This is a genomic window from Paenibacillus lautus NBRC 15380, assembly GCF_004000945.1.
Lineage (GTDB): Bacteria > Bacillota > Bacilli > Paenibacillales > Paenibacillaceae > Paenibacillus_AQ > Paenibacillus_AQ lautus.
Genome location: NZ_BIMF01000008.1, coordinates 205671 through 231883, shown reverse-complemented (window position 1 = coordinate 231883; position 26213 = coordinate 205671). Strand labels below are relative to the sequence as shown.

Sequence of the window (26213 nt, the reverse complement as noted above, 5' to 3'; positions counted from 1 at the left end):
GAGGATGATTCAGATGAGAGGAACCGTTTACCTGCGCCGGTACTGGCAACTATATGCACTGCTTGTTCTGCCTTTGGTCTACTTTATCATTTTCAAATACGGCCCGATGTGGGGCGTTCAGATTGCTTTTAAGGATTTCAATTTCTTCCAGGGTATCACCGGAAGCGAATGGATTGGACTGGATGCCTTCCGAGAAGTCTTCCAGACACAGGACTTTTATAAAACACTGCGCAACACACTGATGCTCAATCTGCTGGACCTCTTGGTTTCATTTCCGGCCCCATTGATTCTGGCCATTATGCTGCATGAACTCCGAATCCGATGGTTCAAACGTTTATCCCAAACGATATTGTATATTCCCCATTTTATTTCATGGGTTATTATAGGCGGCATTGTATACCAGGTGTTTGGCACGCAATCGGGCATGATCAACAATATGCTGATGGCGCTCGGCTTTGATTCGGTGCCTTTTCTAACTGAAAAAAATACGTGGCTCATCACCTACCTGGCAACGGGTGTGTGGCAGAGCGCAGGCTGGGGAACCATCCTCTATCTGGCTGCCTTAACCGGCATCAACAAGGAGCTGTTTGAAGCGGCGGAAGTGGACGGTGCAGGCAGGTTCAAGCGAATCTGGTATATCACGCTGCCGGGCCTGAAGACGACGATTGTAACGCTCCTCATCATCAACCTCGGAAATATGATCTCGATCGGTTTTGACCGTCCGTTTGTCATCGGCAATAAAGCGGTCATGGATTACTCCGACGTGCTGAGTACCTATGTGTACCGGACCGGTCTGGAATCCGGGCAGTATACGCTGGCGACGGTGGTTGGCCTGTTCCAGGCTGTCGTTGGCTTAATCTTTATCCTTGGAGCCAACTATGCATCCAAAAAACTGACGGACGAGTCCATCATTTAACTTTGTTGCAGAAAGGAGTATCACTTATGAGCGAGCGTGTGTCGAACCGCGTTTTTGATACCGTAAACATCATCCTGCTTGCACTTTTTGTTCTTCTTTGCCTGGCACCCTTTTTCCATATTATCGCCATCTCCTTCAGCTCAAATCGTGCGGTAACCTCAGGTGACGTGACGTTGTTTCCGGTAGAGTTCAGCCTTCAGGCTTATAAATCCGTATTCTCGGATTCCAGCATGATCCGGTCTCTCGGCTTCACGGTCATGCTCACATTGCTGACGACGATGCTGTGCATGATCATGACGATGATTGCCGCTTATCCGCTGACGAAAAAGAAGCTGAAAGGCCGCAAAATCTTCATGTTTATCATCATTGTGACCATGTTCTTCAGCGGGGGCATTATCCCGGAATACATTCTCGTGAAAGACCTGAATTTGCTGGATACGATTTGGGCCCTCGTTCTTCCGGGACTGATCAGCCCGTTCTATCTGATTATCCTGATCTCGTTCTTTAATGGAATTCCGGAAAGTCTGGAGGAAGCGGCTGAGATTGACGGCACAAGTCAGATCGGAACGATGCTTCGAATTATTCTACCGCTGTCATTGCCGGTCATAGCAACGCTAAGCCTGTTCTATGCGGTCGGGCGCTGGAACGGATTTCAGGACACGCTGCTGTACATTACAAGCGAAGAACTGTATCCGCTTCAGCTGAAGCTGTATCAATTGGTACAGAACAATATGATTACGGATCTGACCCGCAACGAGGGACCCGCAGCGGGTGTCAGAGCAACCACGGAAAGCTTGAAAGCGGCGAGCGTCGTATTTGCCACGGTGCCGATTCTAATCGTGTACCCATGGCTGCAGCGTTACTTCGTCAGCGGCGTGATGCTGGGCGCCGTGAAGGGTTAAGGACGACGGATATCAGGAGGATCGTATATGTATAACAGGGTTTTTGAAGTAAATGACAGCTGGGTTCGGGAGGGGATGGACCGTCAGATTATGGAGCAGGGGCACCGCTGGTTCGGCGGGGTTCGTACCGTCGAAAACGGTTTGCCTTCGCCTAACCACAACAGCGGGACACCGACCGCCATGGCGATCTGGGCTGCCGCGCTTTGCAATCCGGCATCCGACTATTACCGCAGCAGGGAGCTAGCGCGCAGATTAACGCTTGCGGCGCGTTATATGCTGGAGGCTCAGCACAGCGACGGTACAATCTCGCCGGGCTGGACCAATTTTCATTCTCCTCCGGATACCGCCTTCGTCGTGGTTGGTTACGCGCAAGCGGCGCAGCTGCTTCTGGCCGACGGTTGGGAAGAGCTGAAGGGAACGGCGGCGGATATGCTGCTGTTTCTGGAACGCACCTTGCCCGCACTGATTACCGGAGGCTGCCACACGCCGAACCATCGCTGGGTGATCTGTGCGGCTTTAGGGTTCTTGAATGAGCTGTTTGATTCGCCGGATGCCCTGAAGCGGGCGGAAGCGTGGCTCTCAGAAGGTATGGATGCCACGGGCGACGGGGAATGGACCGAGCGCAGCAACGGGATATATAACGTCGTCAGCGATGTCATGCTGATTCATGCGGCCAGGCTGCTGAAGCGGCCGGAGCTTCTGGTACCGGTCCGGGCCAATCTGAAGATGATGTCCTATCTGGTTCATCCTGACGGGGAGATCGTCACGGAATATTCCGGGCGGCAGGATTTTGGTCAAAGCTTCGATATGTCGGGATATTTCCTGCCGTGTCTGATGATGGCTTCCCTCGACCACGACCCGGTATTTCAAGGTATGGCGGAACAGTCGCTGTCTCTGCTGAAACATCCCGGCGGAGCACCAACCAACGCAGCCGTTCGGCTGCTCTTGGATCCGGGGCTAAAGCGTCAGGGTGCAGAGACAACGCCGATGCCGGACCATTACAGGGTCGTGCTGAACGCGGATTTTCCAAGGGATCGTTACTTGTCCGGATTTGCGGGTGCCGGCCATCACGGTGTCATCCGTTACAGCCGGATGCACACGGATTTTGGCGCTCCGGTTGCGCGAATCCGTGAAGGACATACCAGCGTGACCGTCAGCACGGAAATGTCCTCCTTCTTTTCTATTCGTCATGGAGCGGCTCGTTTGCTCGGCGTGCAGTTCGCCTCCTACTTCGACCCCGGCTTTGTCAAGATGAGCCGGATGGCGACGCTGGAGCAGGGATATCGGTTATCCGGCGAACAGGAAAAGGGCTACAACGGACCGGTGCCGGAAGCAGATTTGCCTGCAAGTGCCAAGGCAGACATCAGCCCTTGGTTTCTGCTGCCGCATCACTGCCGTCCGCAGACGCATGTCCAGCGGCATAAGGTGGAGGTGGATGTGGTAGAAGCGAGCGATGGCTGGAAGCTGGTCATTTCCTCGACGGAGCCGGAGGAAGTCGTGTCGCAGATCTCGCTGATTTTTCCTGCGGTCGGAAACCTTAACGGCGGAGAGCTTGCTCCTGCCGGAGCGGATGCCCAGTTTTGGATGGGAGGGAGCATCCGTTATGAAGCGGACGGAGACTGGATGGAAATCAGCGGCGCTGGATTTCAGCACACGGCGGCGGGCGTCCGGGAAGCAGCTTATCCGCTCGGCTTCCGAACGCTGCTGCTGAATGTGGTGACCCCGTTCGTGAAGGAGATTCATATTAAGCTTTCTCCAGCGGCAGAACACGCTCGAACGGAAGGGGGCGTATCTTCATGACAAGCTATATCGAAGCCCGGGAAAGCATCCGGTATTGGATGGGCGATGATGATGCCGGCATGCTGATGACCATTGCCGGCCGCTACATCGGGGCAAACCCGGAAATTCCGTTTGCGCTGCGGTCGTTCGCCGAAACGGGCATTCTTCAGACAGAGGAAGGATATTATGATTTGGACTTCGGTGATCGGTTCCGGGATGCGAAGCAGGGGGATGCAGCTTATGCGCTCGGTCTGGTATGGAGCGACGATGAGCGTTCGATTGACGCCGGGATCATGCCGTTCAGCCCCGTACGCTTCTATCTGAACGATCAGCTGATGTACCGCTCGGGAGCCGAGGACGAGATGAAGCCCGATGCCAAGATCGTCATTTCGCTTGTTCTGCAACCCGGCTGGAATACGCTGCTGATCGAGGCGCGTTGGACCGAAGCTGGCTTTGGCTGCCGATTTGGCGCCCAGGAGGGCAAGGTCAGAATTCTGCAGGTGCTGTCCCCCTTTACGGACCGGAAGGAAGCAGCCGGCTGGGTTTACGCGGGACCATTGGCTGCCGGCATGTTCGGCGAAAGCGGCATCTTTCCGAATGCGCACGGAACAGAAGGCGAGACCGGTGTTCGCTGGCTCCCGGTTACAGGCTGGAGCGAGGAAGAAGCGGCGAAGCCGAATTTTGAGCGATTATTCGGACTGCCTGAGATTCAGGCAGCAGGCTATGCCTGGAGCCGGCTGAATGTGCCGACAGGCGTTGACCATGTTGTGCTTAGAGGACGCGCTCTGGGGCGGACGGAGATATGGATCGGCGGGCAGCCTGTACTGGACACTCAAGAGGGAGGAGACTTTGGCTGTGAGCTTCCTGCTGCGGCCTGCCGAGGGGATCTTCTCGTACGCAGCTGCCGAGGGCCGTCCGGCTGGGGATTTGAGCTTGAGGCCTACAGTTCAGAGAATGTGCTGGGGTTTGTGCTTTCGGTTCCGGTACAGGGCGCACCCTCTCCTTGGCTGTTTGTCGGGCCGCTGGCTGCTGAGAAGGAGGAAACGCCGGAGGAGGTGTGCTCGGTCAAAAGGCTATTCCCGCGCGCGGATGGCCGCGGTTTGACCGGCTGGTCCCTGGATGCGCCGGGGCTACGGGTCAGGCCGTTTTATGAGAACGCGATGCTGAGCAATAAATGGACCTCCGGCTCTGCCACCAATTTCGGGCGCTGGGATTATCCGCTTGGGGTGACGATGTACGGCCTGCTTCAGACGTCGCGAATCCTGAAGCGGCCGGATATGGCGGAATATGCCCGCGCGCACATCGACATCTGTACATCATGGTATGAATACGCCGTTTGGGATCGGGATACGTATGGATTTCCGTCCATTAACCATCAGCTGGTGCTGATCAAAATGCTGGACAACTGCGGTTCCTTCGGCTCCGCGATGCTGGAAGCCTACATAGAAAGCGGCAATCCGAACGATCTGAATGTGGCAGAAGGTATAGCGGACTTTATGACGAACCGCCTGGAACGCCGGGAGGACGGTGCATTCTACCGTCTCTGCATATCGGAGTACTCTGCGGATACGATGTGGGCGGATGATCTGTACATGAGCACGCCGTTCTTGTCGCGGTATGCCATGATTACAGGCGATTCCTCTTATCTGGATGACGCGGCCCACCAGTTTCTGAGGTATCGGGAATACCTGTTTATGCGGGAGGAAGGCGTGATGAGCCACGTGTTTGACTTCAAATACGGGAAGGCAACCCGAATTCCTTGGGGACGTGGAAACGGCTGGAGCCTGTTCTCCTTGTCCGAGCTGCTTGAACGCCTGCCGGAGGATCATAAGGATCGGCCGGCCCTGATTGAATTTTTCCGCGAGCTGTGTGCCGGGATCGCTTCCTACCAGGGAGAATCGGGACTGTGGAGGCAGGTCATCATCGATCCGGATGCTTATGAAGAGGCTTCATGCACAGCCATGTTCACCTATGCCTTTGCTAGAGGTGTGCGGTTCGGCTGGCTGGAGAATCCCGCGCCGTTCGCCGATGCTGCCATTCGGGCATGGCAGGGGCTGACCGGAAAAGCCATCGATCGCCGCGGCAGCGTGCACGGGGTATGCAGCGGGTCCCGTTATTCCTTTACCGGGGATTATTACAAGCATGATCTGCTCACGGTGGTGAATGACAATCACGGGACCGGCATCATGATGCTGGCGGGCGTGGAAATCATAAAATTGAAAGGCATGCTGGGCGGCCAGTAAGGCATACACTTTCTGTAAAGCGCTTAACCCTTAGTTGGTTAGGCGCATAGGTCTAATAGGTTAAGCGCTTAAATCACATAATGCTTTTTCATTAGGATGCAATGAAGATGAAAAGTTGAAAAGGAGATGAACCGGTTGACAACGACACGATTAACGATGGCACAGGCGCTGCTGAAGTTTTTGGATGCACAGTATATTTCTGTTGATGGAGTGGAGACGAAATTCGTGCACGGGGTGATGGGGATATTCGGACACGGCAATGTAACCGGTCTTGGCGAGGCCTTGGAACGAAGCGCAGGAGACCTGGTTTATGTTCAGGGCAAAAACGAGCAGGGTATGGTGCATACCGCCGCGGCATACGCAAAGCAAAAAAACCGTCGGCAGATTTGGGCCTGCACCTCGTCCATCGGACCCGGTGCGCTCAATATGGTCACCGCGGCAGCAACGGCAACGGTGAACCGCATCCCGGTACTGCTGCTGCCTGGCGACAATTTTGCCTGCCGACAGCCTGATCCGGTGCTGCAGCAGATTGAGGCCCCGTCGGATTACACCGTGTCGGCCGCAGATGCATTCAAGCCGGTGAGCCGGTATTGGGACCGGATATCCCGGCCGGAGCAGCTTATCGCGGCCGCCCGGCAGGCGATCCGTGTGCTGACCGATCCGGCGGAGACGGGAGCGGTTACGCTGGCACTTCCTCAGGATGTGCAGGCCGAGGCGTACGAATATCCGGATTCGCTGTTTGAGAAAACGGTACACGTCATCGACCGCCGCCCGCCGTCGGCCGAAGGACTGAAGCATGCGGCGGCACGGATTGCAGCCAGCAAGCGTCCGCTCATCATTGCCGGAGGAGGCGTGCACTACAGCGATGCTGCCAAGGATCTGTCTGCATTTGCGGAAGCTTTCGGCATCCCGGTTGCCGAAACCCAGGCCGGCAAAAGCGCGCTTCCCTGGAATCACCCCCTGAACCTGGGCGCCATGGGCGTAACGGGCTCACTGGCGGCGAATCGCGTCGCGGCGTCTGCTGATCTGATTATCGGCGTCGGCACCCGGTATTCTGACTTTACAACGTCCTCCAAATGGGCGTTTCAAAGGGAGAACGTATCGTTCCTGAACCTGAATGTCAACAGCGCGGACGGCGCCAAGCTCGGCGGCGAAGCACTGATTGCCGATGCGAAGGAAGGGTTGAAAGCGCTGCATCAGAAGTTGTCTCGAGACGGCTATCAAGCGGGTTACGAAGATAGCGAGCTTGCCGGGTTGAAAGCAGAGTGGGACAGAGAGGTGGACCGCTTGTACGCTGCCGAGCATCCGGACGGCTTGTCGCAGACGAGAGCCCTTGGCGTCATCAATGAGGTCATTTCCCCATCTTCCGTCATCGTCTGTGCGGCAGGCAGTCTGCCGGGAGACCTGCACCGGTTATGGAGACCTTCCGAACCGAAGACGTACCACATGGAGTATGGCTTCTCCTGCATGGGGTACGAGGTGAGCGGGGCCTTGGGTGCGGCTCTCGCGGAGCCGGACCGTGAAGTCTATGCGCTGGTTGGCGACGGCAGTTACCTGATGATGCACTCGGAGCTGGTCACCAGCTTGCAGGAAGGGCGGAAGATAACGATTTTGCTGTTCGACAACCACGGTTTCCAATGCATTCATAATCTGCAGCGGAGCAACGGCAGCGACGGGTTCGGCAATGAGTTCCGACGCCGCGAAGAGGGGACGGGTCGCTTGACCGGAGCGTACCTCCCGATTGATTTTGCCGCGCACGCGCGTGCGCTCGGCGCTAAAGCCTACAAGGCCAACACGCCGGAGGCACTGCATGAAGCGCTGCTCCTGGCGCAGAAGGAAAACGTGACGACGCTGATCGAGATTCCGGTCGTTCCGGGAACGAACACCGACGGTTATGAGTCCTGGTGGCGCGTAGAGGTGCCGGAGGTGTCGGCCTCAAGCAAGGTAACCGAAGCGCAGCGCCAGATGGCTGCCCGAAGCAAGGAAGCAAGGCCCTACTAGCGGCTGGAGCAGGGGCCATACTATTTGGCCCGGAGCAAAGAAGGATAAACAAATGCCTCTGGAAAGGAAGCCGGTCGAACTTAAGGGCCAGGAGGAAAGAAGCAAACCTCTACCAAACAAAGCAAAGGAGCGATGGTAATGAGTGACAGGCTGTTCAAGCTAGGGATTCATCCGATTAACTGGGTCGGCGAGGACGTTAGGGAGCATGGAGACGACACGACGTTTGAGATGATTGTGGATGATATCGCGGCTTTGGGTCTGACAGGCACGGAGATGGGAAGGAAGTTCCCCAAGGACCCGGCAGTGCTGAAACGGGAGCTGGATGCGCGCGGCATTCAGCTGGTCTCCCAGTGGAAGTCGGTGCTGTTCTCCGATCCCGACTATCGCAAGCGGGAGCTGGAGGATTACCGACGGCACGCGGAGTTTCTGGCTGGGTTCGGCAGCAAGGTCATCAGCACGGCGGAGGTCGGGGGATCGCTGCACTTCGATCCCCGCCGGACGCCGAATGAGAGCATCGTTCTCCGTCTGGATGACGCCGGATGGGAAAGCCTGGCGGAAGGACTGAACCAGGCTGGAGAGATTGCGGCAAGCTACGGCATGAAGCTGGCTTATCATCATCATGGCGGCACGGTTGTGGAGCAGCCGTACGAGATCGACCGGCTGATGTCCATGACTGACCCTTCGCTGGTGTCTCTCCTGTACGACACCGGTCATGCCTATTACGGGGGGAACGACCCGCTGGAGCTGTTACGCAAGCATTATGACCGGATCGCGTATATCCATCTGAAGGATATCCGGCTTGATGTGCTGGAACAGGCGCGCCTGGACAACTGCGATTTCGTAAGCTGCATCCGCAGGGGCGTGTTTACGGTTCCTGGCGACGGATGCATCGATTTTGCGCCGATTAACGGAGAGCTTGTTGAACGCGGCTATGACGGCTGGGCGATGCTGGAGGGTGAGCAGGATCCTGCGCTTCATCCGGCCAAGGAGTATGCTCAACGGGCGATTGAATACCTGGACGGCCTGGAGGACCTGACGAAGATGCAGGACTGAAGCCCACGGCTCGAGGATCGAGCCAGGCTCAAGGCGATGCGACTGAGTTTGAGGGTGGAATCGTAACATACTTATCGGACACCAGTAACTCATTCAAGTGCTGGCGGATCGAGCTGGGAGTGTCTATCGGTTGGAAGTATTTCTGAACTGTAAGTATTACGAGAGCTGCAAGTGATTACGGCCATTGGCGAACGGAGTCATGCAGTCATATGAATCTCAGCCGCGGCCGATCTGATCAAGGAGGTTTATCCATGAGTGAAATCACGTTCAATAACGCAAAACCGATGGATTTTGTGGCTGTAGGGAGGCTTTGCATCGACCTGAATGCCAATGAGATTAACCGGCCGATGGAGGAAACGACCACGTTTACCAAATATGTCGGAGGATCACCCGCCAATATCTGTATCGGGATGGCGCGCCTGGGCCTGAATACAGGCTTCATTGGCAAGGTGGCAGACGATCAGATGGGGCGTTTTATTACAAAGTACCTCGAAGATAACCGGATTGCAACGAATGGCGTGACAATCGATCGTACGGGAGCCGTAACGGGTCTGGCCTTTACCGAAATCAAGAGCCCGACCGACTGCAGCATTCTGATGTACCGCGATAACGCCGCGGACTTGCTGCTGGAGACGGGAGATGTGAGCGAGGAGCTGATCGCATCCGCCAAAATGGTGCTGATCTCCGGCACCGCGCTCGCGGCCAGTCCTTCCCGCGAGGCCGTGTTTCTGGCTCTGGCCTATGCCAAGCGCCACGGCGCCGTGATCGCGTTTGACCTCGATTACCGTCCGTACACATGGAAATCCCCGCAGGAGACGGCAACCTATTACAATTTAGCGGCGGAAACATGCGACATTATTCTCGGCACGCGCGAAGAGTTTGACATGATGGAGCAGTTCGGGGGCAATCCGGAGCGCAGCGATCGCATCACGGCGGCCAAATGGTTTGATTATAACGCCAAGATCGTGATTATCAAGCACGGCAAGGAAGGCTCCATCGCATATACCCCAGGCGGTGCCAGCCACACGGCTCGGAGCTTTCCGGCGAAGGTCATCAAGACGTTCGGGGCGGGGGATTCATACGCTGCCGGCTTTCTGTACGGCCTGATGCAGGGCTGGCCCATCGAGCGCTGCATGGAATTCGGCAGCGCGGCGGCTAGCATCGTCATCTCCAGCCACAGCTGCTCCGATGCGATGCCGACGAGCACGGCGGTTCACGATTATATCGAGCGCTGCAAGCGAGGCGAGATTACGGCCAATTCCTGAGTTTAGTCCATGCTCAGGATCTATTAACTGACCAATCGAAAGGGGCAAACCAGCCATGACGCAAACCCTGGGCAATTATATCGGGGGACAATTCGTTCCATCCCGATCCGAAACAACCGATCCCGTATACAATCCGGCAACGGAAGAGATTCTTGCTTACGTCCCGTTATCCACGAAAGAGGAAGTGGATCAGGCCGTGCAGGCAGCCGCCAAAGCGGGGCGTGCCTGGGCCAAGACGGCCGTTCCTCGCCGCGCGCGCATTCTGTTTAAGTATCAACAGCTGCTGGTGGAGCATTGGGAGGAGCTGGCGCGCCTGATTACGGCGGAGAACGGCAAAAGCTATGCAGAAGCCTACGGCGAAGTACAGCGGGGCATCGAATGCGTGGAGTTTGCCGCCGGTGCGCCTACGCTGATGATGGGCAAGCAGCTACCCGACATCGCCACCAACCTGGAGTCCGGCATGTACCGGTATCCGATCGGCGTAGTGGCGGGAATTACCCCGTTCAACTTCCCGATGATGGTACCGTGCTGGATGTTCCCGCTCGCCATCGCTTGCGGCAATGCGTTCGTGCTGAAGCCGTCGGAGCGCACGCCGCTCTTGGCACAGCGTCTGGCGGAGCTGTTCGCCGAAGCCGGTCTGCCGGACGGCGTCCTGAACGTCGTTCACGGCGCGCATGATGTGGTCAACGGCATTCTGGAACATCCCGGCATCGCCGCCGTATCCTTCGTTGGCTCCCAGCCGGTGGCGGAGTACGTGTACAAAACCGCGTCTTCCCATGGCAAGCGCGTGCAGGCTTTGGCAGGGGCGAAGAATCACAGCATCGTGATGCCGACTGCCGACTTGGATGGGGCCGTGACCCAGATCGTCAGCGCGGCCTTCGGTTCTGCCGGCGAGCGCTGTATGGCCTGCTCCGTCGTCGTGGCAGTGGGCGACGTGGCGGAACCGCTGATGGAGAAGCTGAAGCAGGCGGCCGATGAGATTACCATCGGCAACGGAGCGGACGAAGGCGTTTTCCTCGGGCCGGTTATTAGGCAAGCTCACAAGGAGCGCACGATCCGTTATATCGAGGCGGGCGAGCAAGAAGGCGCTAAGCTGGTGCGCGATGGTCGAAGCGATGAGGCCGTGAGCGGTGACGGATATTTTGTCGGACCGACGATTTTTGATGAAGTGACCAGCGAGATGAAGATTTGGAAGGACGAAATTTTCGCCCCGGTGCTGTCCGTCATGCGTGCGGAATCGCTGGAGGAAGCAATTGAAATCTCCAACCGCTCGGACTTCGCGAACGGGGCCTGTCTGTTCACGCAGGACGGCAGCGATGTGCGCCAGTTCCGTGAGCATATCGATGCCGGCATGCTGGGCGTCAACCTTGGCGTTCCTGCGCCGATGGCATTCTTTCCGTTCTCCGGTTGGAAAAACTCTTTCTATGGGGATCTGCATGCGAACGGAACGGACGGCGTGGAGTTCTATACCCGAAAGAAGATGGTGACGGCACGCTGGTAGCCCTTAAGTAGAGGAGACATTCATATGAAAACCATTAAAATCGGAATCATCGGTGCCGGACGAATCGGCAAAATTCATGCGGATCATCTGCTGCGCATGCCCGGCGCGGAAATTGCGGCCATCGGCGACTTGTTCGCAGGCGAAGAGCTGCGGGCCTGGGCCGTGGAACGCGGCATTCCTATGGTTACCACGAATAGTAACGATATCATGGAGCATCCGGATATCGATGCCGTGTTGATCTGCTCCTCGACGGATACGCATGTCCCGCTGATCAAGCAGGCCGCGGCGAACGGCAAGCATATTTTCTGCGAGAAGCCGGTCAGCATGAGCGTGGAGCAGACCCGCGAGGCGCTGGCGGCTGTGAAAGCGGCCGGTGTAAGTCTGCAGATCGGCTTCAATCGCCGGTTTGACCACAACTTCAGCCGGGTACGGGAGATTGTGTCCGAGGGAAGAATCGGGAAACCGCATCTGATCAAGATCACCTCGCGCGATCCAAACCCGCCGCATCCGGATTACATTAAAGTGTCCGGCGGGCTGTTTATGGATATGGCCATTCATGATTTCGACATCGCTCGTTATCTATCGGGCAGCGAGGTCGTCGAAGTGTACGCCCAGGGAGCGGTATTGGTGGACCCTGCTATCGGGGAGCTGGGAGACATCGACACCGCCCTCACAACGCTGCGGTTTGAAAGCGGAGCGCTTGGCGTCATCGACAACAGCCGCAAGGCCGTCTACGGTTATGATCAGCGGATCGAGGTGTTTGGCTCCGGAGGCAGCGTCTTCGCCGATAACGACTATCCAAGCACCGCTGTTATCAGCGGTCCGGATGGCGTCACCCGCGATAAACCGCTGTATTTCTTCCTGGAGCGGTACAAGGAAGCGTACATGAACGAGACACGGCAATTTATCGAAAGCTTGCAAAACGGGACGCCGGTGCCGGTCAGTGGCCATGACGGCCTTCAGGCGGAGCTGATCGCCCTGGCGGCTAAGCGCTCGCTGCAGCAAGGCCGCCCGGTGAAGCTGGCCGAGCTGACCACCGGCATATCGGCAAGCTAAACCCGAAAGAGGGTGTAATTGGTAGCCGTTGGAACTTCATCATTTCCAGAGCAGAACCATAAAGGAGGAACACCATGCCGAACTTAATTGTACCCATAACGAAGCCGGACCTGGACGGGCGCGTGCTATCCATTACGCCGGAAAGCGCAGGCTGGGTTTATGTGGGCTTTGAAGTTTTCCGTTTAAGGGAAGGACAGACGCTGAACCGAGCCACGGGAGATCAGGAAGCGGCTCTTGTTCTGCTGACCGGGCGAGCCGACGTGAAGGCCGGGGGAGAGAGCTGGGACAACATTGGCAAGCGCATGAGCGTGTTTGAGAAGACGCCTCCCTATACGGTTTATGTACCTTCACACAAACAGTACGAGGTCACGGCACGAACCGAATTGGAGCTGGCGGTGTGCCTTGCCCCTGGGAAAGGCACTCATCAGGCCCGACTCATCGCGCCGGAAGATGTCGGCGTGGAGAACCGCGGGAGCGGGAGCATGTCGCGTCTTGTGCATAACATTTTGCCGGAGCAAAAGCCGGCGGACAGCCTATTGGTGGTCGAGGTGTTTACGGACGGGGGCAACTGGTCCAGCTACCCGCCGCACAAGCATGACCGCGACGAGCTGCCGGAGGAATCGCTGTTGGAGGAAACCTACTATTTCCGGGTTCAGCCGGAGTGCGGTTTTGCCGTACAGCGGGTTTACACCGATGACCGTTCGCTGGATGAAACGATGGCGGTCAAAGACGGCGAGGCCGTTATGGTGCCCGAGGGCTACCATCCGGTATCCGCGCCTCCCGGGTATGATGTGTATTACTTGAACGTCATGGCGGGGCCGAAGCGAATATGGAAATTCCGCAATGATCCGGATCATGATTGGCTTATGAGATAAAAGTGTCCGAAGGCTGCATTAAGGGTAAGACGGTCTTGCGCTAAATGAGTTGAAAGCTCATAATAAATTGAAATGCCAAAATTAAACAAATGGAGCACAAGGGATGATAAGAGCGACTATTTATGACGTTGCGCGCGAAGCCGGCGTCTCCATTGCTACCGTCTCTCATGTCATGAACGGCAAGGGCAAGATCAGTCGTGAACGGCGTGAGGAGATTCTGGATATCATGCAGCGCCTGAATTACCGGCCGAACGCGATTGCCTCAGCCCTTGCCGGCAAAAAAACCTATACCCTGGGATTGCTCGTCCCCGACATCTCCAACCCGTTTTTTGCCGAGATTGCTCGCTCGGTCGAGGATCATGGGCATCAGCTTGGATACAGCGTGATCATCTGCAGCACGGACAACCAGGAAGAGAAGGTAAAGCGTTATGTTAGTCTGCTGAGACAAAAGCAGGTGGACGGCGTTATTATCGGTACGGGCATATCCCATGGCGAGCTGCTTAAGCCGCTTCAGGAGCATTCGCTGGCTATAGCGCTTATCGCCCGGGACAATCCGGCACTTGGCGCTAGCAGCGTTCGGGTTCATGACTTGGAAGGGGGGCGTCTGGCTGCCGAGCATCTGCTTTGTCTCGGTCACCGCAGGCTGGCGGTACTAGCCGAGCATGAGCGGGTGACGAGCAGCAATGAGCGGGTAAGGGGATTTGTCGAAGCTGCCGCCTCGCTCGGTTTGGGGCCTTCTCCCGACTATATTGCAGCCTGTGACCATAAGATCGAGGAAGGATATCGCCGAGCCAAAGCTATGCTGGAGCTGGAGGAACGGCCTACGGCGCTGTTTTGCTGCAACGACCTGCTGGCGATTGGCGCCCTTCAGGCGATCCGCGAGCTCGGGCTGCGCGTTCCGGAGGACTGTTCGGTCGTCAGCTTTGACGATACGATCCTGGCCCGGGTAACCGATCCGCCGCTTACCGTTATTGCCCAGCCGATGGAACAGATGGGTCGACTGGCGGTGGATCTTGTGGTAAGGAATCTGTCCAGCCAGGGAGAGCCTGCACAGCGGATTGTGCTCCCTCCGGAGCTGATCATCCGCCGATCCACGGCCCCGCCGCCGGCATAAAATCTTCTGGAAGATTTTATGGTCCACATAGGAATCATTTTGCACGTGAAACGGGCTACAGAGTCGTTATAAAGGGGTGTTGGCAGTCTATTTGCTGCTGATCTGCTGAATAACGTCTCTTAAGTCCGTTTTTTATTTAGAACCTCATTCGCTTACATCAGTTGCTTTAGATCCGAAAGGTACACTTCGAGACACCAATCAGCAACAATTATGGGTCTGAATGATTCGCATGTTTTGAGGTTTTGCGGAACGCTGCGGGTGCCATCCCTTTGTACTTATGAAATGCTTTACTGAAGTGAAATTCATCATGGTACCCGCATGCGTTGGCGATGAACCTCAGCGTATACGACGTGTATGCCAAGTAACGCTCTGCATGCCGCATACGGATGTCGGTCAGGTAGTCCTTGGGAGAAACATGAAGATGCTTCATGAACAGCTTTCGCAAATACGACTCCGAGATGGCATGTCTCTTCGCTAATGCTCCAATATGAAGCGGATCGGCGTAATGGTCCTCGATGTCTGATTTAATCCGTTGGTATGCCTCATATGCGGGCTCTATTAAAGGCGGCTTGTTCTGCTGATGTAATCTGGCGATCAGCCTCAGTAGAAGGGCGCTGCCCTCCAGCTCACTCTCCGTATTCCCGGGAACCCAAGTCGTTGTCAACTCGCTGAAAGCATGGTCCATCCCGATGGCCTTCTCGCCTAGATAATGGGCCATAAATGGGATTTCAAGCCGCTGAACGCTTTGAGGGAGCTGCCATTCAGAGCGGCAATGATGAAGGCTGCAGCATTCAAACAGCACCATGCTAATGGTAAGAGGAGTTTCCGGCGCGCTCTTCATCCGCATCTGCAAGCCCGGTTCCATGTAAAACAGCATGCCTTGACTTACCGGATATGCTTGATCCGTATGGAAGATCCCGCTGCCTTCATGGATCCAGTAGAAACTGTGCACTGCCGTGTTATTACGGATATCCGACCAATCGGAAGAGGTTGTCTTCCGGAAGGTCCAGTTGATCCTTACGACCAAATCTCGTGCTTCATACAATGCAGTTCAGCCTCCCATTCGATAGGCGATATACTAAAAGAATAACTCAGGATCATGATATTCGCTAGAACGCCAGGAGCGATTTTTACATGTTTTGTATCGGCTTTTCTATGGAATACGCCGTTACAATAATCTAGTGTTATACCTATCCGGACTTGGAGGAAACCTCAAAGCCGCATGATGGATAGGAGGAGAAGAGATGCTGCGATTATTTGATACCCACCACATTCGAACGTGCAAGGAACTGGAGGGTCTTTGGGAGTTTGCACCGGCAGCCAGCATGGGGGAGCGACCTGCAAGATACAATGACAAGCTGCCTGTTCCCGGTTGCTGGGAGATGCACCCACGCTTTGGGAACTATAGGGGAATCGGGGTATATCGCAAAATGATCTCGCTGTCTCGGAAAACCAATTTGCGAATCGAATTTAAAGGGGTCAGTCATACGGCGCATGTCTATTTCAACGGGGAATTGGCAGTTCGTCATTATAATGCCTATACCGCCTTTGACATGATCATCCCGGAAGTTCAAGCCGGTGAACATGAACTGCTGGTGTACGTGGATAATTCCTTCAACGAAGAATCGGCCCTTCATGTTCCTAATGATTACTATACGTACGGCGGCATCATTCGACCGGTTGCCCTGGAAGAGATAAGCGATTTATACATTGAAAACGTCATGTTCACTCCATATCAACAGGACGGGGTTTGGCACGGTTCTTGGAAGGTAGTGATCCGAAACATTGGAAGTTTTGTGAAGAAGGGATCACTCTGCGGTACGGTGGCTGAGGTGGAGGGACCGCTCGGAAGCTTTGAAGCGAAGCCAGGCGAGCGGGTCGAAATCATAGCCGCCGTATCCTATCCAGGCATATTGGAATGGTCGCTGGACGACCCGAATTTGTATGTACTGCGAGCGGTACTTGCCGTTGATGATACCGATTGCGATGATTGGCTTGACCGTGTAGGCTTTCGTGAGGTAACCACGCATAACGGAAAAATCCAATTGAACGGCCAGGATCTCGTATTCAAAGGCGTTAACCGGCATGAGGATCATCCCATGGCCGGTTCCTCGCTTCCGCTGCCTCTCATGGTAAAAGATCTGGACCTCATTACGGATCTTGGGTGTAACTCCGTTCGAACGAGCCATTATCCGAATGATGAGCGATTTCTCGATCTATGCGATGAACGGGGTATTGCGGTGTGGGAAGAAAATCACGCCCGCGGCTTGAGTCTGGAGCAGATGTTGCACCCGAATTTCGGTTGGCAAAGCGAGCAGGTGACTCGCGAAATGGTGCAGCAGCATTTTAACCATCCGTCCATCCTTATATGGGCCATTCTGAATGAATGCGCCAGTCACACCGAAGAGGGGAGAGCTCACTACGAGAAGCAGCTAACCATCATTCGGGAGCTTGATCCAAGCAGGCCCCGGTCCTTCGCTTCCCATCATCGGGATCAGGAGAAATGTTTTGATTTGGCGGAAATCGTGTCGTTCAATCTTTACCCAGGGTGGTATACCGACGAGAATCCGGGGGAACTGGCGGATCTGGCCAGGGGATGGGCTGATGCGCTTGGCGGAAAAGGAAAACCCATGATCATGAGTGAATTCGGAGGGGACGGGTTCTACGGATTCCGCAGTCCGAATCGGGAGAAAGGCTCCGAGGAGCGTCAGGCCGATATTATCGCGGGTAATCTGAAGGCATACATGGAGCGCGAATACATTTCCGGGATGTTCATATGGCAATTCAGCGATTGCCGAGTGACGGAAGGGCTTGGCTGGCTGCTGAATCGTTCATGTACGCGGAACAGCAAAGGCATCGTGGATGAATATCGTCGTCCGAAGCTGGCGTATGAAACCGTTCGACGAATCTTTTCGGGGGGAACCCCATGATATTTGACTGAGTGGTACATAAACCCTATACTTTTAGGTACACGATTATGTTCAAAAAGGGATGAGGGGAATGACCACGAACGGAAGACCGCGTGAGTTCAAGAAAGAAGCGGTCATTGATGCGGCCATGGACGTATTTTGGTCCAAGGGATATGAAGCGAGTTCTACGCAAGAGCTGTGCGAGAAGACAGGGCTGGGTAAAGGGAGCCTGTACAATGCGTTCGGCAGCAAAAATGAGTTATTCGAGCAGGTGCTTCAACGTTACAATGATGAAGGATTGGAGATATCCAGAGAGATTTTGGGCCGCTCCATCCCGGTTAAGGAAAGGCTGCGCGCCTTGTTTGAATGGGCGATCGGCATGGATTTTTCAGACCCGAATCACCGCGGCTGTATGGCGGTTAATATCAGCATGGAACGAGCGGGGCGGGACCCGATGGTTGAACGGATATTCGGGCAGTATATTTATGATCTCGAGGAAGACTTGATCAGTGTGATGGAAGAGGCGATTCAATCGGGGGAGATTCCGGCTGAACGCTCTGCGAAGCAGCTGGCCAGCTTATTCTTAAGCAGCTACTATGGACTGCGGGTGATGAACTCCGCTACGATGAATCGCGAGCTGGCCGATCGAATCGTCGAAAGTACACTCGACGCTATTTTCTAGATTATAGATTAAATTAATCGGTATTAAAGAAAAGGCCGCACCCAAAGGTGGTTCAAAACTACCTTCGGAGACGGCCTTTGGCTTTTCTATTGAATTGCGCAGTAAACGAATATGTCACTTGAGATCGTAGCCTTTAAGCTAAGGACAGCATTTGTTCACCGAAATTTGCATCTTCCAGCAATGGGCGGCCGATGGCTATCATATCTGCCATCTCATCTGCTAGAATGAAATTGGCGAGCGCTGGTGTGCGGATATTGCCGACCGCGATCACCGGTATTTTTACATATTGTTTGATCACCGCAGCATAAGGTGTTTGGTAGCCTTCCGGTGTGGCTAAAGGTGCCGCAGGAACGAGACCGCCCGAAGAAACATGCACGGCATCCAGTTCGGATTCCAGGTACGTCAAGGCGAGCGCAACTTCTGCTGGTGTCAGGCCGCCATCGGCGAAGTCGGATGCAGAAACCCGCAATTGCACTGGGTAGTTGATCCCTACTTCGGTTCGGATGGCGCCTAGAACTTTTTGGACCAATCGGACTCTGTTTTCCAGGCTTCCTCCATATGCGTCCGTTCGCCGATTCGACAGCGGAGAGAGAAATTGGTGGAGCAGATGACCGTGGGCGGCATGAAGCTCGATTCCATCAAAGCCAGCCTGCAGGCTTCGACGGGCTGCCATCCGAAACTGGTCGATGACTGCGTGAATGTCCGCTTGGGACATCGTTTGGGGCAGTCCATACTCATCATCGTAGGCAATCGAACTAGGGGCTAAACTTTTTTCGGTGACGGTGGGCCATGCTTTTCTACCGGCGTGGGTCAATTGGATGAAAATCGGCGTTCCTTTCGCATGGACGGCATCGACAATCCTGCGTAGGGGAGCAGTATGCTGCTCGGTATATATCCCGATATCGTCCGGGAACAGCCGGCCATTTGCAGACACGACGGTAGATTCGATAATGATCAAACTGACATGTTCGGCCCGTTCACTGTAAAATTTCACATGGTAATCCGTTGCATAAGAATCCGGCGTTCCTTGATGTTGCTGCATAGGAGCCATGATCACTCGGTTCTTCAATTGTACCGTTCCGATTTGTATGGGATCATGCAGGGTGATTGTCATTGTATATTCCTCCTTGAATGAATGATTGTTAACCTAGTTCCATTTTATAAATCGGAGCCCTATAGTTACAGGTCAAACTCAAGGCATCCCTACCGTATTACTTTGAATTTATAGCGATTTCGTGCATTCGACTTTGAAATTGAATTTGGGTAAGGCAGAGGAGTGTAAACATGGATCAGATCGATCTTCAAATCTTGGAGCTGTTAAAACATAATGCAAGAATCTCCTTCTCCGAATTGGGAAGAAAGGTCAATATGACGCAGCCTGCGGTATCCGAACGCGTGAAGCGTCTGGAGGAGAAGGGCGTAATTACGGGGTATCGTACGGTTCTATCTCCTGACAAAATGGGGAAGGGCGTAACGGCCTTCATCCTGATTCAAGCCAGCCATTGTGACCGGCTGACGGCATTCGCCAAACAGTCGCAGGAGGTCGCCGAGATTTACCAAATCAGCGGGCAATACAATTTTCTTATGAAAATCGAAACAGCTTCCATGAAGTCTCTTGAAACCTTCATTTATCAGTGCAGCGAGTACGGCCATACCACGACGATGACGGTTCTCTCCATGCCTTTGGACCAACAAGCATAAGAACATCCGCCGGGGATAAGACTGTTTCACGATCTGGACCAGATTGGCGGCAGGAGGCTTTGTAAGAAAAACCGTTAACTCAGCAACCAAAACCATCAACCCGTTCAATTTGCTATTAGAACGGGTTGATGGTTTTTCTACGTTATTTTTCTATGTTATCTGCTCATTGATTTCAAGTAAGGTCCGTGCGCTTAATCTGTGTTCTTACGCTTCTCGGCCTCCAGTTAATCATGAGAACCAGTTGATCCCTCATATAAGGGACGGAATAGTGGAAATTGTTCTCGATCCAGTGGAATACCAGGCCGATTAAGGCGTGCATGTTGTAGATGATGAGAAGCTCATGGTTTAGCTCTTCGCTTGGATAGTCCAAGTCCTCCAAGGCGATTTGCTTTAATGCCGAGAACATTTTATCCCGGACTAACGGCAGCACATCGCTTTTGAACAGCGAAGTATACACGCCGGCATTCTGATGAATATGATCAAATATTTTTACCGCATTGGCGGGCAGCTCATCGATATGAAATATGTCGACTTCCCCGTAAGGAGCCCTGAAGGAAGCGACCAGTTCCTCCATTAAAGGAGTCAAGATATCATCCAGAAGAGCCTCTTTGTTGTCGTAATGGGTATAAAAGGTTCCTCGATTGTAATTGGCTAGCTCTACGATTTCCGTAATGGAAATGCTGGAGAAGCTCTTCTGGGAGAGGAGTGATAGGAGCGCTTGTTTTAAAGCTTCTTTGCTGCGGACGATGCGACGATCGGTCATTTTATTGCTCGTTTGCATAGATTCGATTCCTTTCGGTTAAAAATATAACGAATTTGATAGTTAAAATATAAACAATTTTATGATTTTTGTTCGGTATCGTACATTTCCACGTTTTTTAATGATTGTGACCTAAATCATACTACGATTATACTAGAATAGACATATGTCGTGTATTGTACAGCTGTTGAATGTTGTCCCTGATTTCCAAAATGATATCACAACCAATAATGGGGGTATGGAACATGAGATTAACTGGTAAAGTTGCGATTGTTACAGGTGCCGCTTCCGGTATGGGAAAAGCGACAGCGGAACTGTTTGCTGCCGAAGGCGCAAAAGTTGTCGTGTCAGACTTACGTCTTGAGGCGGCTCAGGCCGTTGTTGACGGAATTACAGCGAAAGGCGGCACGGCCCTGGCACTGGCAGCGAATGTGGCCAAGGAAGAAGAAGTGCAACAGCTGGTGGAGGCCACCGTTAATGAATATGGAACGCTTGATATTTTGATCAACAATGCCGGCATTATGGACAACTTCGTACCGGCTGCAGATGTAACGGATGAGTTGTGGGATCGCGTATTTGCCATTAATACAACGGGACCGATGAGAACCATTCGTAAATCGTTGCCAATCTTCCTGGAGAAGAAGAGCGGAGTCATTGTCAACATTGCTTCTGCTGGAGGTCTTATGGGATCCAGAGCAGGTGCTGCCTATACGGCTGCTAAACATGCCGTTGTCGGATTAACCAAAAATGTCGGTTTTCAATATGCAACGCAGGGAATCCGGTGTAATGCGGTAGCTCCAGGTGCTGTTAGCACCAATATCAGCACCACCATCAACGCGCCGAATTCGTTTGGCATGGAAAGAGCGATGGCTGGAATGAACTTGAACCCGCGGGCAGGCGAACCGGAAGAGATCGCGAAGGTGGTATTGTTCCTCGCTTCCGATGAAGCCAGCTTTGTAAACGGTACGGTGGTTACAGCCGATGCAGGCTGGACGGCATATTAATAAGTCATCGCAAGCGTTAGGGCTTTCTAAAGGACTTCTCCTTTAGGAAGCCTTGTTTTTTGCAGCGGCATGAAGGTTGAAACTTTTCCAACTCATAAATAAACCTTTCCGATTCTACACAACCTAAATCCGTCTACTGACGAACATGCCCATGTTTACATAGGTTATTCTCTCGAGGAAGGAGCAGATGCATTGTGGAAATATTTCTTATGGTACTTATTTTTCTCGTCCTTGTCGGTATTTCCAACATCATCAATCGATTTCTGCCATTCATTCCGGTCCCGTTGATCCAGATTGCGCTTGGGATCGGGGCCGCCTATATCCGCGGTTTCCATCACGTGCCGCTGAATCCGGAATTGTTCATGGTCCTGTTTATCGCACCGCTTTTGTTTAATGACGGGAAGCTGACCCCGCGGAGCGAGTTATGGAAGCTCAGGTCCAATATTCTGCTGCTGGCGCTAGGCCTCGTATTTGCAACGGTTCTGATCGCGGGACCTTTCATTCATTGGCTTATTCCGAGCATACCGTTATCGGCTGCCTTTGCGTTGGCGGCAATACTGTCGCCTACCGATGCGGTTGCGGTGGGCTCCCTGTCAGGCAGGGTGAAGCTGCCGGGAAAAATCATGCATTTACTTGAAGGCGAAGCGCTCATGAATGATGCGTCCGGTCTCGTTGCATTTAATTTTGCGATTGCGGCTACAGTGACGGGTTATTTTTCTTTAACGAATGCGATCGGCAGTTTTTTTGTCATTGCGGTTGGAGGCATCGTTGTCGGGGCGCTTCTAGGATTTCTTGTGATCTGGTTCAGAATGCTGCTGCGCCGGCTCGGGATGGAGGATGTCACGCTTCATATGCTGATTATCATTCTGACGCCATTCATCATCTACCTCATAGCCGAAGAATTTCATTTATCCGGGATTCTGGCTGTCGTTGCTGCGGGTGTTACCCACGCTGTCGAGAGGGATCGTATGCGATCGGCATCCATTAAGCTTAGAGTTGTATCAGACAGCACCTGGTCCGTCATTCTGTTCACGTTAAACGGGCTGGTGTTCCTTCTGCTCGGGCATGAAATCCCGGGGGTCGTCAATCAAATATGGAGTGACCCTGCCTATAACAATGGACAAGTCGTCGGTTATATATTGCTGATTACGGCTGTACTGATATTGCTGCGCTTCGTATGGGTATGGGCTTCAACGAACCGTCAGTTCAAATCTTCCCTGCTGACTGCACTATCGGGCGTACGAGGGGCATTGACGCTGGCCGCGGCTTTCTCTATCCCGCTCACCCTTGCGGACCACCGTCCTTTTCCAGAGCGAAGCTTAATGTTATTCATTTGCGCAGGCGTCATCCTCTTAACGCTGCTCATCGCAAGTGTTCTGCTTCCGCTGCTGACACGTGAGAAACATGCGGATTCGGCTGTGGTGATCGATCGCGAGAAAGAAGCGCGGCTTCATATGCTGCAAGCGGGAATACGAACCGTGCGGGAAGAAATGACGGATGAAAACAGGGAGGAGGCGGTTCAGCTCATCTATGCGTATACCAAGCGGCTTCAGCATTCTCAAATCACGGATAAAAACGACATGCGAGAGTTCTGGGAAGCCACGATCGCAGTCAGAAAAATCGGACTTACTGCGGAACGGAACGTTGCAGAAATATGGCTTAAGGAAGATAAAGCTTCTGCAAGGGTCGCGGAGCAGTTCCTATCCTCGCTGAACAAAGTCGAGATGCTGCTTACCAGCCGATATAGGTTCAAGCTGCTCACGAAGACTATATGGCGGAAATGGAAGCACTCTTTGAAAAAAAACGAGGCCAAAGAAACGCCGATGTCTCCGGATCATCCGAATTGGGACATGTATAAGGCATTGAAGCTGGCGGCAATACGTGCAGCAATACATGAAATCCAAGCAGTGAAACCGGCTCCGAGGCAGGAAATCCTGCAAGCGGTTATTGCAGACTACCGTGCAATGGAGCATTTTCTTCAGAATGATCGTGTATGGAGCCGAAGAAAGCAGAAGCTTAGCAGTGAACGAAGGGAACTGGAGCTAAAAGCCATTCAGTCAGAGCGTAACGAGATTCAAAACATGTTCGAACAGGGCGATATTGACCGGGCATTAGCGAGCCATTTAAGAATGGATGTGAATTACCGTGAGGCGAATTTGTATGAGTCTCAAGGCTTGGTTGAAGACGAGGGCCATTAGACGATGGTCCTTGTTGTTCTTGATGGAGTGTCAGGTTTACGTTACAATAATGAAAAGCTTGATGGGAACCACAGCTAAAGCTGCAGAATACCTATTAAAGGCAATTCCAATCTTAAAGGGGGTAGGAACATGAGCATCCATAAAGAAGCGGCCTCCAAAAAATCGACAATGGCCTGCCCGTCCACTTATAAAACCTTCAGTCTGGCCGTACAGGCGCTGGTTACGCTTGAACGTCACTCCGGCAAATGCTCAAGCGGCGATATCGCATCGTATCTGCATTCGGAATCGACTTTGATTCGACGGGTGCTGAAAACACTTGCGCAAGCCGATATGATTGAATCGCGTGAAGGAAGAGACGGCGGATACCGGCTAAAGAAGAATGCCTGCGATATTACGCTGGCTGAAGTTTACTCGATTCTTCAGGTCCACAGCTCCATCAGCGACAGTATGCTGGATGCAGCTTCCGGACATTGTTTTGCCGAGGAAATCAAGGAATCCTTTGTCGGAATTTTATCCGAGATTGAGGACAGTACCCTGAAAATACTGGAATCCCGCACGATTGCGGACATGGCTCAGTGAACCTTTCAAAATATTGTTGACAAAGAAATTCAGTCTGCTATATACTGTGCATAAATCAACACAGTTAACTCGCGATTTAAACTGTGCAAAAAAATGCACAATATAATTTTGGAGGGGAAAAACCATGTCAACCATAACAAAATCCGATTTTCAAACCGTGATTCGGGAACGCCACTCGGTTCGTCAATATGACCCGTCGGTAAAGATTCCAAGAGAAGAGATGGAAGCCATCCTTAGGGACGCTACACTGGCACCTTCCTCAAGCAACCTCCAGCCATGGCGCTTTCTGGTGATCGATGATGCTGAGCTCTTGAAGAAGCTGCATCCGATTGCCAACAATCAGGAGCATGTTCTTCAAGCCTCGGCCGTCATCGCCGTATTGGGCGATCTGAAATGGTATGAGAAAGGCGAGAAGATTTATTCCATGTCTGAAGAAGCTGGTTATATGACCGAAGAGGTGAAGGAGCGCTTCATTTATACGGCCGAAAATATGTATGCGAACCTGGATCCATCCGTTAAAGAAAGCATCGTGGATGTGGATGCCGGACTGATCTCCATGCAGCTGATGCTGAGTGCACGGGCCAGAGGGTATGATACCGTACCGATGGGCGGATATAACAAAGTTCAATTCGTGGAAGAGTTCAATATTCCTTCCCATTATCGCAGCGTCATGTTGATTGCCATCGGGAAAGCAGCCGCTCCAGGTCGGCCAACGGTAAGATTGCCGCTTGAAGACGTTGCTTTCTGGAATGAAATCTAAAACATAAGCAAAAAGAACGGAGATCCTGCTTGATGATCTCCGTTCTTTTGCGTTGATATGATCGATGCTCATGATTCGTGAACTAAATCTCTTGGTTCATGTGTGAAGCATGCAGTTATAGAGCAGCGTGTTACTTCGGAAGTTTCACGGCTCCGTGCAAGAATAGATCTACGATCTCAACAGCCATATCACGAGGGCTGGCATAACCGCTTCGGGTATCTTCACGATTGCCCAGCATCAGCATCGCCGAAAAAGCCTGCGCCATGAGCAAAGGATTGCCTTCCCGAAGTTCACCAGAACGCATGGCTTGATTAAACCGATCGGCGATGACTTCATGAATGCGCTGTTCCGCCTCACGGATAGCGGCCATCTGCTCCTGGGATAAAAAAGGCTGTGCTTCCCGCATCATGGTCTCCATCTCGGCATGAGGCTTGGCAATCTTCGCTTCGGCTACCCGGATCAATCCAGACTCTAGGGTATCGGCTTCCTGCAGAAACTGACGAGTAGAAGCATATGCTTTATCTAGAATCGTGGTTACCGCTATTTTAAACAGCTCGGGTTTACTTGTGAAATGATAGTAGATGGAAGCCTTGGTCACTTGGCAAGCCTTCGCGATCTGCTGCAAGGATACGGGCTCGTAGCCATTTTCCATGAATAACTTGGAGGCGGTCCAGAGGATGGTTTCCTGGATAGGAGCCTGATCGGCAGCTGCTTTGGGACGCCCGGGATTTCGGGGGTTTCGTATTTTTGTCATGATGACCTCCTGTGTATAGTGTAAGACATGCAGGTCATTTTTTCAAAATGAATATTGAAAATTAACCTACCGGTATATATAATTAATTTGCGCGGTTTGTTTTCAGGCTTACTAAGAAAGAAACAAGATCATGATAAAGAACATCACGGAATGGAGAGGAT

22 protein-coding genes are annotated in these 26213 nt (G+C 53.2%); 18 read left to right on the top strand and 4 right to left on the bottom strand.

The window, feature by feature from the left end:
- Window positions 1-13: 13 nt before the first annotated feature.
- From PLA01S_RS16590 to PLA01S_RS16540, 11 genes are all read left to right on the top strand, one after another.
- Entirely contained in the window at window positions 14-916 is a 903-nt protein-coding gene (locus PLA01S_RS16590) for an ABC transporter permease (RefSeq protein ID WP_071218553.1), read from the top strand.
- A 26-nt stretch (window positions 917-942) separates the two neighbouring features.
- Window positions 943-1818, top strand: coding sequence for a carbohydrate ABC transporter permease (locus PLA01S_RS16585; RefSeq protein WP_127593165.1), 876 nt, complete (start codon window positions 943-945; stop codon window positions 1816-1818).
- Between the two features lie 27 nt (window positions 1819-1845).
- A complete protein-coding gene (locus PLA01S_RS16580) occupies window positions 1846-3618 on the top strand; it encodes a hypothetical protein (RefSeq protein ID WP_127593164.1) in 1773 nt (590 codons plus the stop codon).
- Complete coding sequence (locus tag PLA01S_RS16575) at window positions 3615-5840, top strand: glycoside hydrolase family 88/105 protein (protein ID WP_127593163.1); 2226 nt, start codon at window positions 3615-3617, stop codon at window positions 5838-5840. The genes PLA01S_RS16580 and PLA01S_RS16575 overlap by 4 nt, the downstream gene beginning before the upstream one ends.
- A 135-nt stretch (window positions 5841-5975) precedes the next feature.
- Window positions 5976-7841, top strand: a complete 1866-nt coding sequence (gene iolD, locus PLA01S_RS16570; protein ID WP_127593162.1) for a 3D-(3,5/4)-trihydroxycyclohexane-1,2-dione acylhydrolase (decyclizing) — start codon at window positions 5976-5978, stop codon at window positions 7839-7841.
- 138 nt (window positions 7842-7979) lie between these two features.
- Entirely contained in the window at window positions 7980-8894 is a 915-nt protein-coding gene (iolE, locus tag PLA01S_RS16565; protein ID WP_127593161.1) for a myo-inosose-2 dehydratase, read from the top strand.
- 251 nt (window positions 8895-9145) lie between these two features.
- Window positions 9146-10159, top strand: coding sequence for a 5-dehydro-2-deoxygluconokinase (gene iolC, locus PLA01S_RS16560; RefSeq protein WP_127593160.1), 1014 nt, complete (start codon window positions 9146-9148; stop codon window positions 10157-10159).
- 55 nt (window positions 10160-10214) lie between these two features.
- The gene (locus tag PLA01S_RS16555) at window positions 10215-11660 is read left to right on the top strand and encodes a CoA-acylating methylmalonate-semialdehyde dehydrogenase (RefSeq protein ID WP_127593159.1); all 1446 of its coding nucleotides are present in this window, start codon (window positions 10215-10217) and stop codon (window positions 11658-11660) included.
- A 24-nt stretch (window positions 11661-11684) separates the two neighbouring features.
- On the top strand, window positions 11685-12716 hold the full coding sequence (gene iolG / locus PLA01S_RS16550) for an inositol 2-dehydrogenase (protein WP_127593158.1): 1032 nt from the start codon (window positions 11685-11687) through the stop codon (window positions 12714-12716).
- A 74-nt stretch (window positions 12717-12790) separates the two neighbouring features.
- Window positions 12791-13591, top strand: coding sequence for a 5-deoxy-glucuronate isomerase (gene iolB / locus PLA01S_RS16545; RefSeq protein WP_127593157.1), 801 nt, complete (start codon window positions 12791-12793; stop codon window positions 13589-13591).
- A 103-nt stretch (window positions 13592-13694) separates the two neighbouring features.
- Window positions 13695-14705: a LacI family DNA-binding transcriptional regulator gene (locus tag PLA01S_RS16540; protein WP_174819223.1), complete on the top strand. Its 1011-nt coding sequence runs from the start codon at window positions 13695-13697 to the stop codon at window positions 14703-14705.
- Window positions 14706-14913: 208 nt separating this feature from the next.
- On the opposite strand, the gene PLA01S_RS16535 is transcribed toward PLA01S_RS16540, so the two are convergent.
- Window positions 14914-15750: a helix-turn-helix transcriptional regulator gene (locus tag PLA01S_RS16535; RefSeq protein ID WP_127593156.1), complete on the bottom strand. Its 837-nt coding sequence runs from the start codon at window positions 15748-15750 to the stop codon at window positions 14914-14916.
- 199 nt (window positions 15751-15949) lie between these two features.
- Between PLA01S_RS16535 and PLA01S_RS16530 the strand changes: the two genes are divergently transcribed.
- Together PLA01S_RS16530 and PLA01S_RS16525 are read left to right on the top strand one after the other, a co-directional pair.
- Window positions 15950-17635: a glycoside hydrolase family 2 protein gene (locus PLA01S_RS16530; protein ID WP_127593155.1), complete on the top strand. Its 1686-nt coding sequence runs from the start codon at window positions 15950-15952 to the stop codon at window positions 17633-17635.
- Window positions 17636-17705: 70 nt separating this feature from the next.
- A complete protein-coding gene (locus tag PLA01S_RS16525; RefSeq protein ID WP_127593154.1) occupies window positions 17706-18296 on the top strand; it encodes a TetR/AcrR family transcriptional regulator in 591 nt (196 codons plus the stop codon).
- A gap of 133 nt (window positions 18297-18429) precedes the next feature.
- Here PLA01S_RS16525 and PLA01S_RS16520 read toward each other — a convergent pair whose 3' ends face one another.
- Window positions 18430-19410, bottom strand: coding sequence for an oxidoreductase (locus tag PLA01S_RS16520; RefSeq protein ID WP_127593153.1), 981 nt, complete (start codon window positions 19408-19410; stop codon window positions 18430-18432).
- A gap of 170 nt (window positions 19411-19580) precedes the next feature.
- On the opposite strand from PLA01S_RS16520, the gene PLA01S_RS16515 reads away from it, so the two are divergent.
- Window positions 19581-19997, top strand: a complete 417-nt coding sequence (locus PLA01S_RS16515) for an Lrp/AsnC family transcriptional regulator (RefSeq protein ID WP_127593152.1) — start codon at window positions 19581-19583, stop codon at window positions 19995-19997.
- Between the two features lie 172 nt (window positions 19998-20169).
- Here the strand turns inward: PLA01S_RS16515 and PLA01S_RS16510 are convergent, their stop codons facing one another.
- On the bottom strand, window positions 20170-20778 hold the full coding sequence (locus PLA01S_RS16510) for a TetR/AcrR family transcriptional regulator (RefSeq protein WP_127593151.1): 609 nt from the start codon (window positions 20776-20778) through the stop codon (window positions 20170-20172).
- 224 nt (window positions 20779-21002) lie between these two features.
- On the opposite strand from PLA01S_RS16510, the gene PLA01S_RS16505 reads away from it, so the two are divergent.
- The 4 genes from PLA01S_RS16505 (at window position 21003) to PLA01S_RS16490 (ending at window position 25298) form a co-directional block, all read left to right on the top strand.
- On the top strand, window positions 21003-21761 hold the full coding sequence (locus PLA01S_RS16505; protein ID WP_127593150.1) for an SDR family oxidoreductase: 759 nt from the start codon (window positions 21003-21005) through the stop codon (window positions 21759-21761).
- Window positions 21762-21955: 194 nt separating this feature from the next.
- Window positions 21956-23959, top strand: a complete 2004-nt coding sequence (locus PLA01S_RS16500; protein ID WP_127593149.1) for a Na+/H+ antiporter — start codon at window positions 21956-21958, stop codon at window positions 23957-23959.
- Window positions 23960-24088: 129 nt separating this feature from the next.
- The gene (locus PLA01S_RS16495; protein WP_127593148.1) at window positions 24089-24538 is read left to right on the top strand and encodes an RrF2 family transcriptional regulator; all 450 of its coding nucleotides are present in this window, start codon (window positions 24089-24091) and stop codon (window positions 24536-24538) included.
- Between the two features lie 124 nt (window positions 24539-24662).
- The gene (locus PLA01S_RS16490; protein ID WP_100537638.1) at window positions 24663-25298 is read left to right on the top strand and encodes a nitroreductase family protein; all 636 of its coding nucleotides are present in this window, start codon (window positions 24663-24665) and stop codon (window positions 25296-25298) included.
- A 130-nt stretch (window positions 25299-25428) separates the two neighbouring features.
- Here PLA01S_RS16490 and PLA01S_RS16485 read toward each other — a convergent pair whose 3' ends face one another.
- Window positions 25429-26052 carry a TetR/AcrR family transcriptional regulator gene (locus tag PLA01S_RS16485; protein ID WP_100537637.1) on the bottom strand — a complete coding sequence of 208 codons (624 nt, stop codon included), beginning with the start codon at window positions 26050-26052 and terminating at the stop codon, window positions 25429-25431.
- Between the last annotated feature and the right edge of the window lie 161 nt (window positions 26053-26213).

Bases quoted from the DNA above. Each gene is read 5' to 3' on its own strand.
- PLA01S_RS16590 (WP_071218553.1), top strand. From the start codon at position 14: ATGAGAGGAACCGTTTACCTGCGCCGGTACTGGCAACTATATGCACTG.
- PLA01S_RS16585 (WP_127593165.1), top strand. From the start codon at position 943: ATGAGCGAGCGTGTGTCGAACCGCGTTTTTGATACCGTAAACATCATC.
- PLA01S_RS16580 (WP_127593164.1), top strand. From the start codon at position 1,846: ATGTATAACAGGGTTTTTGAAGTAAATGACAGCTGGGTTCGGGAGGGG.
- PLA01S_RS16575 (WP_127593163.1), top strand. From the start codon at position 3,615: ATGACAAGCTATATCGAAGCCCGGGAAAGCATCCGGTATTGGATGGGC.
- iolE (WP_127593161.1), top strand. From the start codon at position 7,980: ATGAGTGACAGGCTGTTCAAGCTAGGGATTCATCCGATTAACTGGGTC.
- iolC (WP_127593160.1), top strand. From the start codon at position 9,146: ATGAGTGAAATCACGTTCAATAACGCAAAACCGATGGATTTTGTGGCT.
- PLA01S_RS16555 (WP_127593159.1), top strand. From the start codon at position 10,215: ATGACGCAAACCCTGGGCAATTATATCGGGGGACAATTCGTTCCATCC.
- iolG (WP_127593158.1), top strand. From the start codon at position 11,685: ATGAAAACCATTAAAATCGGAATCATCGGTGCCGGACGAATCGGCAAA.
- iolB (WP_127593157.1), top strand. From the start codon at position 12,791: ATGCCGAACTTAATTGTACCCATAACGAAGCCGGACCTGGACGGGCGC.
- PLA01S_RS16540 (WP_174819223.1), top strand. From the start codon at position 13,695: ATGATAAGAGCGACTATTTATGACGTTGCGCGCGAAGCCGGCGTCTCC.
- PLA01S_RS16530 (WP_127593155.1), top strand. From the start codon at position 15,950: ATGCTGCGATTATTTGATACCCACCACATTCGAACGTGCAAGGAACTG.
- PLA01S_RS16525 (WP_127593154.1), top strand. From the start codon at position 17,706: ATGACCACGAACGGAAGACCGCGTGAGTTCAAGAAAGAAGCGGTCATT.
- PLA01S_RS16520 (WP_127593153.1), bottom strand. From the start codon at position 19,410: ATGACAATCACCCTGCATGATCCCATACAAATCGGAACGGTACAATTG.
- PLA01S_RS16515 (WP_127593152.1), top strand. From the start codon at position 19,581: ATGGATCAGATCGATCTTCAAATCTTGGAGCTGTTAAAACATAATGCA.
- PLA01S_RS16510 (WP_127593151.1), bottom strand. From the start codon at position 20,778: ATGCAAACGAGCAATAAAATGACCGATCGTCGCATCGTCCGCAGCAAA.
- PLA01S_RS16505 (WP_127593150.1), top strand. From the start codon at position 21,003: ATGAGATTAACTGGTAAAGTTGCGATTGTTACAGGTGCCGCTTCCGGT.
- PLA01S_RS16495 (WP_127593148.1), top strand. From the start codon at position 24,089: ATGAGCATCCATAAAGAAGCGGCCTCCAAAAAATCGACAATGGCCTGC.
- PLA01S_RS16490 (WP_100537638.1), top strand. From the start codon at position 24,663: ATGTCAACCATAACAAAATCCGATTTTCAAACCGTGATTCGGGAACGC.
- PLA01S_RS16485 (WP_100537637.1), bottom strand. From the start codon at position 26,052: ATGACAAAAATACGAAACCCCCGAAATCCCGGGCGTCCCAAAGCAGCT.